General features: G+C 44.4%; 14 protein-coding genes. 6 read left to right on the top strand and 8 right to left on the bottom strand.

The features are described from left to right. Nucleotides 1-373: 373 nt before the first annotated feature. Nucleotides 374-2,470 (top strand): zinc ribbon domain-containing protein, encoded by a 2,097-nt coding sequence (locus MKZ13_RS29270; RefSeq protein WP_339180290.1) that lies wholly within the window; start codon nucleotides 374-376, stop codon nucleotides 2,468-2,470. A 245-nt stretch (nucleotides 2,471-2,715) separates the two neighbouring features. Here the strand turns inward: MKZ13_RS29270 and MKZ13_RS29265 are convergent, their stop codons facing one another. The 3 genes from MKZ13_RS29265 to MKZ13_RS29255 all read right to left on the bottom strand — a co-directional run bounded on the left by MKZ13_RS29265 (nucleotide 2,716) and on the right by MKZ13_RS29255 (nucleotide 4,406). Beyond that, on the bottom strand, nucleotides 2,716-3,255 hold the full coding sequence (locus MKZ13_RS29265) for an IS3 family transposase (RefSeq protein ID WP_339185468.1): 540 nt from the start codon (nucleotides 3,253-3,255) through the stop codon (nucleotides 2,716-2,718). A gap of 93 nt (nucleotides 3,256-3,348) precedes the next feature. Beyond that, nucleotides 3,349-3,669, bottom strand: a complete 321-nt coding sequence (locus MKZ13_RS29260) for a transposase (protein ID WP_339180287.1) — start codon at nucleotides 3,667-3,669, stop codon at nucleotides 3,349-3,351. A gap of 437 nt (nucleotides 3,670-4,106) precedes the next feature. Then, the gene (locus MKZ13_RS29255; protein ID WP_026081419.1) at nucleotides 4,107-4,406 is read right to left on the bottom strand and encodes a helix-turn-helix domain-containing protein; all 300 of its coding nucleotides are present in this window, start codon (nucleotides 4,404-4,406) and stop codon (nucleotides 4,107-4,109) included. A 423-nt stretch (nucleotides 4,407-4,829) separates the two neighbouring features. On the opposite strand from MKZ13_RS29255, the gene MKZ13_RS29250 reads away from it, so the two are divergent. Beyond that, nucleotides 4,830-5,210: a DoxX family protein gene (locus tag MKZ13_RS29250; protein WP_051447288.1), complete on the top strand. Its 381-nt coding sequence runs from the start codon at nucleotides 4,830-4,832 to the stop codon at nucleotides 5,208-5,210. Nucleotides 5,211-5,335: 125 nt separating this feature from the next. On the opposite strand, the gene MKZ13_RS29245 is transcribed toward MKZ13_RS29250, so the two are convergent. The 5 genes from MKZ13_RS29245 to MKZ13_RS29225 all read right to left on the bottom strand — a co-directional run bounded on the left by MKZ13_RS29245 (nucleotide 5,336) and on the right by MKZ13_RS29225 (nucleotide 8,748). Then, nucleotides 5,336-6,175 carry a DNA alkylation repair protein gene (locus tag MKZ13_RS29245; protein WP_339180285.1) on the bottom strand — a complete coding sequence of 280 codons (840 nt, stop codon included), beginning with the start codon at nucleotides 6,173-6,175 and terminating at the stop codon, nucleotides 5,336-5,338. Nucleotides 6,176-6,252: 77 nt separating this feature from the next. Continuing rightward, a complete protein-coding gene (locus MKZ13_RS29240; RefSeq protein ID WP_339180284.1) occupies nucleotides 6,253-6,948 on the bottom strand; it encodes a Crp/Fnr family transcriptional regulator in 696 nt (231 codons plus the stop codon). A 127-nt stretch (nucleotides 6,949-7,075) separates the two neighbouring features. Continuing rightward, nucleotides 7,076-7,594: an AbrB/MazE/SpoVT family DNA-binding domain-containing protein gene (locus MKZ13_RS29235; protein ID WP_017691756.1), complete on the bottom strand. Its 519-nt coding sequence runs from the start codon at nucleotides 7,592-7,594 to the stop codon at nucleotides 7,076-7,078. A 105-nt stretch (nucleotides 7,595-7,699) separates the two neighbouring features. Further along, nucleotides 7,700-8,380, bottom strand: coding sequence for a CidB/LrgB family autolysis modulator (locus MKZ13_RS29230; RefSeq protein WP_076251772.1), 681 nt, complete (start codon nucleotides 8,378-8,380; stop codon nucleotides 7,700-7,702). Continuing rightward, complete coding sequence (locus tag MKZ13_RS29225; RefSeq protein WP_017691758.1) at nucleotides 8,377-8,748, bottom strand: CidA/LrgA family holin-like protein; 372 nt, start codon at nucleotides 8,746-8,748, stop codon at nucleotides 8,377-8,379. The genes MKZ13_RS29230 and MKZ13_RS29225 overlap by 4 nt, the downstream gene beginning before the upstream one ends. Nucleotides 8,749-8,909: 161 nt before the next feature. Here MKZ13_RS29225 and MKZ13_RS29220 point away from each other — a divergent pair, with 161 nt between their 5' ends. The 4 genes from MKZ13_RS29220 to MKZ13_RS29205 all read left to right on the top strand — a co-directional run bounded on the left by MKZ13_RS29220 (nucleotide 8,910) and on the right by MKZ13_RS29205 (nucleotide 12,407). After that, nucleotides 8,910-9,794, top strand: coding sequence for a LysR family transcriptional regulator (locus MKZ13_RS29220; RefSeq protein ID WP_047840818.1), 885 nt, complete (start codon nucleotides 8,910-8,912; stop codon nucleotides 9,792-9,794). Between the two features lie 111 nt (nucleotides 9,795-9,905). Further along, complete coding sequence (locus MKZ13_RS29215) at nucleotides 9,906-10,763, top strand: carbon-nitrogen hydrolase family protein (RefSeq protein WP_339180278.1); 858 nt, start codon at nucleotides 9,906-9,908, stop codon at nucleotides 10,761-10,763. Nucleotides 10,764-11,017: 254 nt separating this feature from the next. Further along, a complete protein-coding gene (locus MKZ13_RS29210) occupies nucleotides 11,018-11,692 on the top strand; it encodes a GNAT family N-acetyltransferase (RefSeq protein WP_339180275.1) in 675 nt (224 codons plus the stop codon). A 43-nt stretch (nucleotides 11,693-11,735) separates the two neighbouring features. Further along, nucleotides 11,736-12,407, top strand: coding sequence for a GNAT family N-acetyltransferase (locus MKZ13_RS29205; protein WP_339180273.1), 672 nt, complete (start codon nucleotides 11,736-11,738; stop codon nucleotides 12,405-12,407). The last annotated feature ends 81 nt before the right edge of the window (nucleotides 12,408-12,488 follow it).

The following is a 12,488-nucleotide window of genomic DNA, read 5'->3' as shown; positions in this document are numbered from 1 at the left end:
TAGCATTTGGACATAAGGAACTGTTGCTATTTTCTTTTAGCTAACGAAAAACGATAGCTCAATAATACGAAGTAAGTAGCTGATCAACGTGATCAGCTTGACTTTGTTCAAGCGTGTACGTTCAAGTCTTTTTTGGCCTGGCATCCATTATGGTGTGGCTTGCTTGAGTTTGAAGACACGCCCTAGTCGCTTAGCAGGGATACAAAAGCTTCTTAAAAACAATTCGCGGCGAATTGTACGAATAACTATGAACGTATCCTGTTAAGATTAATGTTTTGATAATTAGAGGAATATTGTAAAATGTAGTGATAGAAGTAAGACATATTTCTGCTTACTAGTTTGCTATAACGAATGCGAAAGGTAGAGAAGACAAATGTTCTGTTCCAATTGTGGTACAAAGTTAACTGATAATGCTAAATTTTGTTCGTCTTGTGGTACTGCTGTACAAGAGGCTCCGCAGCATTTAGTGCAACAAAAAGAAGAGCCAGTGTCTATCCAAAAGATCCAACAAGATACAGAGGTTTTTAATCTACTGGGTTATGATGTAATAATTCCAAAGGAAACAAAGGACTACGTTACGATTCGGTACGAGTTCCAGCAGTTGGCAAGAGAAGCCAGAGATCGGATGGCTCGGAACTTTGATACTCAGTACCATAGCCTAGATGACTTAATCCGTAATGGAGATAATGATGCAGATGATATTTTCTATTCGGCTCTGGAGTATGCTGTGAACATGCTGAATTCCAAAGGTGTTTACAGCATTGATATGATTCGTTTTGGAGACATAGCATTAAAGTATACCGGCTATTGGGAGGATCATTTTTGTGAGATTCGAGAGAAGTTCAAGGAGTTGGTAGAATACAAGGAATCTCAGAAAGATTATCGTTCAATTCGTAAAGCAGGTAGAGGAAGAATGGTAGGTGGTGGTTTTGGCGTAGGTGGCGCTCTAAAAGGAATGGCAATGGCCGGAACAGCTAATATGGCTACAGGAATGTTGCATTCATTCACAAATGCATTAGGTAATGCATCCACAAACGCAGAAGTAAGCAGTATGAAGAAGAAAATCTTCAAGGATCCAGAAACCAAAAGAACACTGTGCTTATCAGTATATTATGATGTTTTCAACCTTCATATGGCCGTTGTAGAGTGTATTAATGACCGTAAATTGTCATCTGTAGCTGATACATACACAAGTAGTGAACGAGAAGAAGCTATGATTATATATAATAATATTGTGAACGGTAGTGTAAAGAATGAAGATCTTGAATATATGATTGTGGAAATCCTTGAGAATGATCCGTTTGATCTTGCCTATTATGAGCTTGCTTTGAATTACAAGTCAGCTGAAGAGGAAGATGATCTAATCAATTATGCACGCTACTTTAAGATTCCTATAGATGCATTGGTTCAAGATCTCCAAACAGATATCCAAAATAGAGAGCGTCTAACTCAGTTATTCGGCGAATTTGGATTGGAGCTGGAGCAAAAGCTGCGAAATAATAGATTATTTCATTCAATTAAAACGGAGCTCTCAGAGAACCCGATTCGTGCTATTCAGAAAGCTTTCATATCCATTCAAAATGAGGCAATCAAATCTAAGGTATTCTTAGTGTTAGGGGATTCAACTGATAAGCTGACGAAGAAAATGGAAAATGTAAAGTCTTCCTACGCCCCTATTCAAGCGGAAAATCCTCTTCTCTTGTTTGATAGTACTGTTTTTGGAAGTGCAAAAGACGGATTTTTAATAACAGATCATAGGATTTACGTCCACAATATGATGGAAAAAGGATGGAATATCAGCTTTCAAGAGATAGAGCAAATGAGTCTGCTCGACAGCTCAATTCTTATTGATGGAAAACGAGTGGACATCAATCTAATTAGCGGCAAGGATCGAGATCAATTCTATGATTTTGTGGAACTTTTGGTATTCGTTCAGAAGTATGGGAGCACGATTGGTTTAAGTAAGGGAAGCATTGAGATCAACAACGCTTCTTCTGAGTTACATTCAAGTAACGGTGAGGTCTCGGCAACAGTTTCTGTTACCAATAATGAAATGAAGAATACTGATCAAGTTGTTGAGGAAATCAAGAACACAGTACTAAATATCAAGAACGAGGGAATTCGAAGATATTTATTTCTTGAAAATGAAAACGAGAAAGTCAACAAGAAGTTTAAGAATGCCCTTGAAGCATATGCTAAACTAGAATTTGATGAGAAACCAGTTGTACTTTTTGATAATACTGCTTTCGGTAGCGCCAAGGATGGTTTCATTATTACTAATCGTCAAATATACATCCACAATATGTTCCAAAAGCCGTTTAGAATCAATATTAATAGTATAATATCTGTAGAATTAAAAGGCTCCGACTTGTTGCTAAATCAGCATGTAGTTGGCATTAATATGATTTCTTCATCTGACAGATCTGAGTTTAGAACATACATGGAGGATTTTATCAATCGGTTAATGTAGACTGTGCAATATAGGACAATCGATAACTCATGAAATTGAGCCTGGATTTTCCTAAACGCTCCTGCTGTGGTGTAATAAAAGTATAACAGGTGTAAATTAAACAAAAGCCACGATGCTGTAACATCGTGACTTGTCTAACAAAGGCCGGTGGGCGACCACGGCGAATTTCGATCAAACGAATGAAAAACCACCGGATTGCAAGGCTACCTGGTCATACCCCTGTCAAGTAGACAGATGAAAAAAAGCTATGCTGCCAGTGCGCATCGATATTCAATCGGTGCGCGCTGTTTGAGTTTGGCTTGAAAACGTCGGTAGTTGTAATGGTACATATAATCTTCCACGGCTTGTCGAATCTCTGCTTCTGAATTACACTGGTTAAGGTACAGCTTCTCTGTCTTGAGATGCGAAAAGAAGGATTCGATGCATGCGTTATCCAGGCAGGTTGCTTTGCGAGAGTGGCTGCCCTTCACGCCGAATGCTTCTAATCGTGTGTTGTACGCCTGAGACGTGTATTGGAAGCCTTGATCCGAATGGAGCACGGCTTCCGAAACGTCTCTTTTTTGTGTCCATTGTTCCACCGTATCCAATACGAGCTGAACATCGTTCCGTTTAGATAATTGCCAAGCTACAATTTCGTTGTTGAACAAGTCTTGAATGACAGACAGATAAACGAATGTGTTTCCATCCGAAATATAAGTAATATCCGTCACCATTTTTTGCTGGGGTGCTGCGATCACGGTCTTGTCTTGCGTCTCGCTGCGGCTGTGTTGCTCGCCATTTGTAATAACTGGAACGGGGTATTCCTGTAATCGATAATAGGCGTGTAATGCTATGCGATCAGAGCAATTCGTCTATGATATCGTAGTTCTCCCGTTGGCTCAGCGCTTCTCCTTTACTAGATTTGGATACCGCTTTTTTAAATAATCCACCTGTGCTTGAAGGTAGTCACGTTCTTCTTCTACACTGCTAAAGGCAGTACGGGGACGTCCTTTCATTGGATTCGGAACATTGTTTTTTCGCTCATCGAACGCTTCCCCGTTTTTCCATTTTTCTACCCACACCTTCAGTTGTGAACAGTTTCGAATTCCTTCGCGATCAGCGACCACCTTGTAACTTGAAGAACTTTCGACATAGGATCTAACCGCATTCAATTTAAATTCTTCGGTATACGTGTGAAATGTTTGTCCTTTTTTGGCCATAAAAATATCCCCTCCAAGTGTCTACTTAAAGGGGATAATACAACCAACCTAATCATGGTGGTTTTTCTTGTTCCGCGCTGCTTTCCACGCACTACGAGTATTGGAACATATGCAGATAACTTTGCTGTCTTACGTGATACGACTAAGGCAAACCAAAAAATACTAGTCGAAATTGGAAACATTGACGATGAAAACCTTGATTATGAATCTAGACTGAATACAATTGCTATTGGTATTGTGAACGGCCTACGTAATCATTTGTAAATGAATAAAGAAAGGTGGACTGGTAATCAGTCCACCTTTCTCCTTTTTAGAAGTTTTGTCTAAACCTAGCCAATTCTTGATAGTCAGTAATATTAAGATTAACTCCTCTCCTTCAGGGTGATTTGATTCAGGCGTATTTGTGTTGAGTGGAATGTCATGGATCAGCAATTCAACTACTCGGATTTCTGCTGTTTCAACCAGTCGGATGACCAACTGTAGATCTGATCAATGACAGGTTCAATGGCTCTGCCTTTCGGTGTCAATTCATACTCTACACGGGGAGGTATCTCGGGAAACATGTGTCGGGTTACGATACCTTCCGTCTCCATTTCCTTCAATCGCTCCGATAAAAGTCGTCCACTGATCGCCATCTCTGCTTCAAGCTCCGTAAACCGCTTGGGTCCGGACAACAGTTGGTACATGATTAACAGTACCCACTTCTTGCCTATGATGTCTATGGCTTGAGTGATCATACAGGGACTTGGTGATTTTACTTTTTTCAGCTTCAACGTGTTCACCTCGATTCATAATGATTTTCTTCAAAGTTGTATATGAAAGGACATGATTTCTGCCGCTTTAAGAATATAGGACATCCAAGTAAATGAGGGTTACTACAAAATATACTGTAACATACCTTTTGTATGTATTATACATCATACAGTGAAAAATTACTTGAAGAAATTATATTATTATTATATACTAACTTCACAAAAGTAAGTTGGTGATAAATAATGCGTATAATATGAACGCGTACTATTCTGAAAATTGAACTGGGCTGAACGGTTGAAAACAGAGTGACCTTTGGGAACTTTTACATAGATTCTTTTTTTACAATGTGCAGCAAAAATAATCATTACATAGTAGGAACATATAATTTGTTACAGGAGGATCTACATATGAACAAGATTTTGGGTTACGTTTTTCTGGTTGTGTTAGCAGGTGTCTTCGTCATGACGGGGTTTAACAAGATTAGTGGAGCAGACATGATGATTCAGACATTCGAAAGTTTCTCTTATCCGACATGGACGATGTATCTGCTGGGCGCTGCGGAGTTGCTTAGTGCTGTAGGACTGCTGATTCCACGGACTCGCATCCTGGCTTCTGGCATACTGACCTTCATTCTGATTGGGGCCGTGGGAAGTCATCTGATCTATGCACAATACGCTGCTGTTCCGTTCCCGGCTGTGTTGTTGGTAGCTAACATTATTGTTTTGGTTGTGGGCATGCGCAGATTGGAAGCGGAAGAAGAAGGCCAGATGGACGCGATTCAGGCGTAAGTTAAAGATAAGAGGGAACGTAATTGGGCTGTTCAACGTGGAAAAGGTATTCCTGTCAAAAGGAATGTAAACGCGGATGCCTATGCAGAAGATGACCACTGCCAGTAAGCGGTGGTCATCTTTTTTTATGTCAGACTTCGCGTGGCACGTGTAACGATTCGCCGCGTATGTTTGGTATCCGACTGCTGAGTCCAAGTGGCACAGACCTGCCGCACCCACTCTGGATTGGTTTTGCTGGCGTCGTTCAGCCAGTTACTTACCGAATCCTGTACATACTTATGGGCATCGGATTTTACTGCGTCAAGCAAGGGAAGGGCCATGGCCGGATTTTCTTTTAACTCCTGAATATGCTTGGCCCAGACGCCACGAGGTCTGATTGATTCTATGGCAAATCGACGGATCAGTGGATCAGGGTCAACGCTCCATGGGATTAACTGCTGCAAGGCTAAGGATAATTCGGCAGAGATGGACTCCCGTACAGCCATCCAGGCGATTTCTCTTACACCAAAGTGATGATCTGCTGCAAAGGGCCGAATATGCTCCAACTTTTCAGTCAGGTTCAGACCGGAATCCAGCCCAATGATATAAGCCGCCCAGCAGCGAACACTGTCTGAACGATGCTCTGCAATGGAACAAAAGAGATTCGTTTGTTCATTGACTGATGGACGTTTCAACAGATCAAGCCATTGCATGGCTATGGCCGGGATGATTTTCATGATCCGCTGCTCATCCATCTGTGTTAACTGCTCTGTAATTGCTCTGGTTTCGGCATCCATTCCCCATTCATGGGTAACCTTCTGAAAAAGAGAAACATGATCTACAGCCAGCCATTCGGTCAGATTGACCGATTCGATATGTCCTGCTTGTAGCCAATTGCGGATATGCTCAGGAATTTCCGTTGCTTTACGGGCACCTTTGCGAAGAAAAATGTCTTCAGGGATAAATAGATCTGGCTTAGCATCCAACGGTATACTCCTCCTTGGTTGTATAACATCATGAGTTATACAGTACAACTTGCAGGAGAACAGGGATGTAAGGCATCTTACAAGTGGTCAGTGATTTTCCGGAGGTTAGCGATTTCGTCACGATGAAGGGAGACTGATTTGAATCCGGTACGAATACGGCCAGATTTTACCAAGTCTTGCATGACAATCGTAACCGATTCCCGTGTGGCTCCTGCCATCCAGGCAATCTCCTGATGGGTAAGCCCGAGTTGAATCCGGCAGTACTCATCTTCTTCGATCCATCCCATCTGTTCAGCCAGCCGGAAGAGATTATGTAACACCTTTTCATGCAGGTTTCCGAGTGCGAGCGTCTGTGTCAACTCGCTCATTCGTTTGATCCGCTCGCTTAGTACGTTCATCAGTCTCATCATAAACTGTGGATGTTCAATCAGAAACTGTTCAAAACGTTGTTTGTTCATCAGGCAAATATCACACTCCTCCATCGTTTCGATATAAACAGCACGTGTTCCGAGTGAGATCCCGTTCATTTCTCCAAACACGTTACCTTCCGTCAAAATATCGAGAGTGAACTGCCTGCCCTCCGGATTTAAAGTATATAAACGAACCTTTCCCTTTTTTACAAAATAGAAACCTTCTGTAAACGTATCCGGTGTCTGGATCTGTCTGTTTTTGGGTATGGTCGTAATAGAAGTCATCCCATCCATTTCAATCAGGTCTGCCTCGGACAAGGAGGACATGAGGTCGAATTGTGATAAATACAGAATTTTATCCATAGAACTCCTTTCCATTACAATATGAATATAAAAAAAAGAAGAACCCACGAAAAAAAACGGGTTCTCTTGCAGCGGGACTTCCTGATGGGAAGGTCTTCTGACTATAAATGATCAAATGCCATTTTAATTATAGTAACTTTTTTAATTGAGAGACGCGTCCTTGGCTAATGCCAAGCTTTTCCGCAATTTGCTGTTGAGCCAAACCGGGATTCTGTTCAACAATTTCTTTCATCTGTTGCAGCATACGTGCCGTCTTTGGCCGCAGGTCCGGGTATTCTTGGTTGTCAGCAGTGGTCCCTTCTTCCCTGGCGGGAGATGAGAATGAGGCGGATTTGGAAGCAGGACGCTCCACGGGTGCAGGAGCCTGTTTGTTCTGAGGTACGAACCAGTTGGGAGAGTCATCCGGGTGTTTTAATTGAATTGCACAAGTCCGGCAGATGAATTGTTCTTTGAAATACATTTGTGTATCCATGTCACCGCAAAAAATACATAATGTTGATTTGTACTTTCTTAAAATCAACTCTTTCCCTTCAATGAAAAACTCAAGCGGATCGCCGATATGGATTTCCATCGTATCCCGCATTTCTTTGGGAAGGACAATTCGTCCAAGACGGTCCAGAGATCTCTTCATTCCGGTTCTTTTCATCGCATCTCCCCCGCAATATTCACAATTAAAAACCTGTCCTTATTGTAAGGAAGAAAGGGCTTTAATACAACAATAATATTTCAAAAAAGTGGATAATTCCATCCATTATGGGAAAATAAGTTTAGAAAGCACGGGTGCAACCGCTAAAGTGAACAATGCAGCGAGCACCATGGAGATGCTGGAGATGGTACCGGTCAGGGAACTCAGTTCAAACGCCTTGGATGTCCCTGTGCCATGGGCACCGGTTCCAAACAGTGTGCCTCGTGCAATCTCCCCATCGATGCGCAGCATTTTGACGATGGAAGGGCCCATAATTACTCCGAGCAGACCAGTCATAATAACAAAAACAGCTGTCACTGCGGGTATGCCACCGATTGTGGCGGATACGTTCATGGCAATGGGTGTTGTAATGGAGCGCGGGATCAAGCTGTGGATTAGACCTGAATCCAGACGTAACCATTTGGCGAGCAGGGCAGAAGAAAGTACGGCAACAACCGAGCCGGTCATGACACTGAAGACAATCTCGGAAATATGTTTTTTGAGTACATGGAAAAAGGTATAGAGCGGTACGGCAAAAGCCACGGTGGCCGGTTGAAGAAGCAGACTCAGCCATTTGCCGCCACTGCTATACGTGGCATAATCCGTTCCGGTTGCAAGCAATATGCCAACAACAAGAAGCGGTGTAATGAGCAACGGAGACAGATATACTTTAGGCAGATTGCGATACATTCGTTTGGTAACCCAATAGATACCGACGGTTAACAACAGGCAGAGGAATCCAATCATCCGGTGTGACGCTCCTTTCGTTTGGCGATTCGTGTAGCAACCAGGCCTGTGCAGGACATGACCAGGAAAGTACTAAGCAGTACGATGAATAAAATCTGCAATCCGTCATGCTCCAACATGGGCATATAGTTCATAATGCCAACGGCTGACGGGATAAAAAATAACAATAGTTCACCGAGCAGCCAGGCAGCTCCAACTTCAATCCAGCGCAACTTCACGACACGAGTCTGAAGCAGAATGAATAACACAACCATACCGAGTATTGAACCGGGTACAGGAAGATGGAGAGTACGGGCCAGCAGGTCCATGAGCAGTGAAAAAACCATTAAGAGCGCAACTTGTGCAATACCAAGGCCCCATTTTTTCACTTCAATCCCTCCTTGTATAATCAACGTAATCGTTTAAGTTATTATGAAAATGAAAATGATTCATTTGATATCACAAATTTTACATGGCATTCTTTCATGAGTAAAATGCATATTAAGAATGTTTACTATTCCATTTATCTATGAGAGGTGGGAATCAACCGATGGATATCCGCCATTTGCAATATTTTCTAGAAGTTGCCCGGCAGCAGAGCTTCACTAAAGCCGCCGAAGTTCTGTATATCACCCAGCCCACGATCAGCAAGACGGTCAAGAGTCTTGAAGAGGAATTGGGTATCACTTTACTGGACCGTTATGGGAAGAAAGTTGAACTAACCGATGCAGGCCATGTGTTTTTTCGTCAGGCACTTGAGATTGAAAAATCATTCCGCAGTCTGTCGTCCGAATTGGACGATCTGATGAACTTGAAGAAAGGCCATCTGCGGATTGGCTTGCCGCCGATGGTAGGATCAAGCTTTTTCCCCATGATCATTGGCGAATTTCACAAAGCCTACCCGCAGGTGACCATTCAGCTGTTTGAGGATGGTGCCAAAAAAGTGGAGGCCGATGTGATCAGTGGTGCACTGGATATTGGCGTTGCCGTACTGCCAACCGTGGATGAGCTGTTGGATCATTTTGTGTTTGTGAAAGAGAAGCTGAACCTGCTCGTACACCCTTCACATCCACTTGCTGGAAAAGAATCGGTCGCGCTGCATGAACTGGAAAACGACGCCTTTGTGCTGTTTAGGGAGGATTTTGCATTGCATGACCGGATTATTGTGGCCTGTCAGCATGCTGGGTTCCAGCCCCGTGTGGTATATGAGAGCTCCCAGTGGGATCTGCTCAGCGCGATGGTTGCTGCCAATTTGGGGGTAGCCTTACTGCCGGAGACGATCTGTCGTGAGGTAGACCATATGCGCGTGCGCATTATACCCGTGGTGGAACCGGTGATTCCATGGCAGCTCGGCATGATCTGGCGGAAGGACCGCTATCTTTCGTTTGCCACGAGAGAGTGGATCGGATTCACGCAGTCGATGCTGGGTGAGTAAGGAAGCGATTGGAAGATTGTTCTGACATTGTAGTGCCCAGTGTAAATATTCTTTTGTTGACCCCGGATCGTTGTTACAATGGAAGCATAATCATGATGGAGGTGTACGAACATGAAACTGCGGGTATCCGCTGTACAATACCAATTGCACACAATCAGCTCGTTTGAGCAGTTCGCCGCTCAGGCTGAGCATTACATACGGACAGCGAGCGAATACGGAACCGAATTTGTGCTGTTCCCGGAATTTTTCACAACGCAGTTAATGTCCATTGGGGACAAACAAGGCAATGCACTGACGATTGAGGATCTGCCAAACTTTACAAAACAATATGAACAACTGTTCACGTCACTTGCTGCCAAGTACGGCATGCACGTCATCGGGGGAACCCACGTCATTCGCCGTGAAGGGAAGTTGTATAATACAGCCCACATGTTCTACCCGGATGGTCGTATCGCACGTCAGGACAAGATCCACATTACACCAACCGAAGTTCAGGAATGGAATATGGCTCCCGGAGATGGACTTGAGGTGTTCGACACCGATAAAGGCCGCATTGCCATGCTGACCTGTTACGATATTGAATTCCCGGAAATTGTACGGATGGCCAAAGCCAAAGGCGCTGACGTAATTTTCTGTCCTTCCTGCACGGACGATCATCATGGATTCTACCGTGTGCGTTATACGAGTCATGCCCGCGCGGTAGAGAATCAGGTGTATGTTGTGTTAACTGGAACAGTGGGTAACCTGCCGACCGTTGATTTCATGCGTGCCAACTATGGACAGGCTGCAATTATTACGCCGAATGATATTCCGTTCCCGCCACGTGGCATTCTGGCCGAGGGTGAGATTAACAACGATATGATCGTGACCGCCGATCTGGATCTGGACTTGTTGTATGAGGTACGTGAACGTGGATCGGTAACGACCTGGCGTGACCGCCGTACTGATCTATATACCGATTGGGAGTAGGCAACCTTATAGAGGTTGTTCAAAAAGCCCGCTTTTGATTACGAAGGATGCCTAGTGGCATCATCAGCATCGAATATGGAATTCAGCCGAAATGTCCGTTGCTCACGTAGTCTTCCCTACGCTCCGCTACTCCATTTCTAGCTTCATCCCATCTTCTCGGTACTGCAAACCGACCTCTTTGAACACATAATTAAAACCTAAGCGAAACAGAGTAGGGAATTCATTTTGTCAGTGGAAAGGGGTGACCCGGCAACATGTATACCAAAGAAATGCTGATCACCGACCCGGAGCGAAATGGTAAAAGGGTAAAAGCAGTCGTTCGCAATTATGTTGCATCCGACTTTGAGGAGCTCATTCGCATTCAGGCGGAGAGTTTCCCTCCTCCTTATCCAGAAGAGCTGCTCTGGAGTCACGAGCAGCTCACCAGTCATGTGCAGCATTACCCGGAGGGTGCCATCTGTATTGAAGTGGATGGAGAGTTGGCTGGCTCAATGACCTCGCTACGGATGCAGTGGGACCCTGCACATCTAGCAAGTCATACTTGGGCCGAAGTAACGGATGACGGCTATATTCGTAACCACCAGCCGGATGGCAGCACGCTGTATATTGTCGATCTCTGTGTTCGTCCTAAGTACCGCAAATGGGGACTGGCTCAGCTTATGATGCAGGCGATGTACCACCTTGTCATCGCTCAGGGGATGGATAGGTTATTAGGTGCGGGTAGAATGCCCGGTTATCATCTGGTTGCAGACCAAGTGTCTGCGCAGGAATATCTGGATCAGGTAGCAGCGGGAGAGAGACGTGACCCGGTGATCTCGTTCCTGCTTCGCTGTGGCCGCATGCCTGTTGGTGTGACCGCAGACTATCTGGACGATGAGGAATCCTGCAATTATGCTGCCCTGATGGAGTGGCGGAATCCGTTCAAATAAAAATTCAAATGAAATACATCATCAATCGAGGGGGTATTTATTCATGGAATTCACGCGTATTATATCTATTAAAGATCCATTGTTTGCCCAAATGCACAAGTTGATGCAGGAGATTTTCCCGCGGGAAGAAGTGCTGGACTTCCCCCTGTGGGAAGAACCGCTGGAAGATCCGGGTATTCGGGTGTTCGTGGCTGTACATGAGGGACAGGTTGTTGGAGCGACGGAGTACCGTTATTACGAGGACTGGAACGTAGCCATGACGGACTTCACGATTATTGGGCGCGAAGGTCTGGGAATTGGCAGTTTCCTGGCGAATCACCGCAAGCGTGATCTGCAAAAGCTGGCTGCAGCAAACGGGAAAGAATTGTTCGGCATGTTTGCCGAAATCTATAATCCTTATCTGAGTCAGGATCACGAGTTTGGCGGTATCAAGCCAATGGACCCGTATGTGCGTCGCGAAGTGCTGTCCCATCTGGGATATCAGCGTCTGGACTTCCCGTATGTTCATCCATCTTGGCAAGGTGACGGTGAAGCAGTTGGCGGACTGGATCTGTGCTTTATGCCAGGTGATGAGTCGCTTGGTGAACTGCCAGCCAGTCTGGTGGCTGATTTCCTGAATCGATATTATGCGGTGCTTCCTAACAAACCACAAGAATGGCTTGCCATGGTAGAGCAATTGACTGCTCGCAAGTCGGTTGCGCTACTGCCGTTGTAAACGGAAGCAGGGCTGTCACAGAGAATGGCGTTGTAATGTCCTAAGCCACAATAAAACCAAGAAAAGACCCGTTAATCAGAC

Origin of the sequence: Paenibacillus sp. FSL R5-0701 (genome assembly GCF_037973995.1) — a bacterium.
Classification (GTDB): Bacteria; Bacillota; Bacilli; order Paenibacillales; family Paenibacillaceae; genus Paenibacillus.
The sequence above is the reverse complement of the archived record's forward strand: the minus strand, read 5'-3'. Positions and strand labels throughout refer to the sequence as shown.

Bases quoted from the DNA above. Each gene is read 5' to 3' on its own strand.
- MKZ13_RS29270 (WP_339180290.1), top strand. From the start codon at position 374: ATGTTCTGTTCCAATTGTGGTACAAAGTTAACTGATAATGCTAAATTT.
- MKZ13_RS29260 (WP_339180287.1), bottom strand. From the start codon at position 3,669: ATGGCCAAAAAAGGACAAACATTTCACACGTATACCGAAGAATTTAAA.
- MKZ13_RS29255 (WP_026081419.1), bottom strand. From the start codon at position 4,406: ATGATCACTCAAGCCATAGACATCATAGGCAAGAAGTGGGTACTGTTA.
- MKZ13_RS29250 (WP_051447288.1), top strand. From the start codon at position 4,830: ATGAACAAGATTTTGGGTTACGTTTTTCTGGTTGTGTTAGCAGGTGTC.
- MKZ13_RS29240 (WP_339180284.1), bottom strand. From the start codon at position 6,948: ATGGATAAAATTCTGTATTTATCACAATTCGACCTCATGTCCTCCTTG.
- MKZ13_RS29235 (WP_017691756.1), bottom strand. From the start codon at position 7,594: ATGAAAAGAACCGGAATGAAGAGATCTCTGGACCGTCTTGGACGAATT.
- MKZ13_RS29230 (WP_076251772.1), bottom strand. From the start codon at position 8,380: ATGATTGGATTCCTCTGCCTGTTGTTAACCGTCGGTATCTATTGGGTT.
- MKZ13_RS29220 (WP_047840818.1), top strand. From the start codon at position 8,910: ATGGATATCCGCCATTTGCAATATTTTCTAGAAGTTGCCCGGCAGCAG.
- MKZ13_RS29215 (WP_339180278.1), top strand. From the start codon at position 9,906: ATGAAACTGCGGGTATCCGCTGTACAATACCAATTGCACACAATCAGC.
- MKZ13_RS29210 (WP_339180275.1), top strand. From the start codon at position 11,018: ATGTATACCAAAGAAATGCTGATCACCGACCCGGAGCGAAATGGTAAA.
- MKZ13_RS29205 (WP_339180273.1), top strand. From the start codon at position 11,736: ATGGAATTCACGCGTATTATATCTATTAAAGATCCATTGTTTGCCCAA.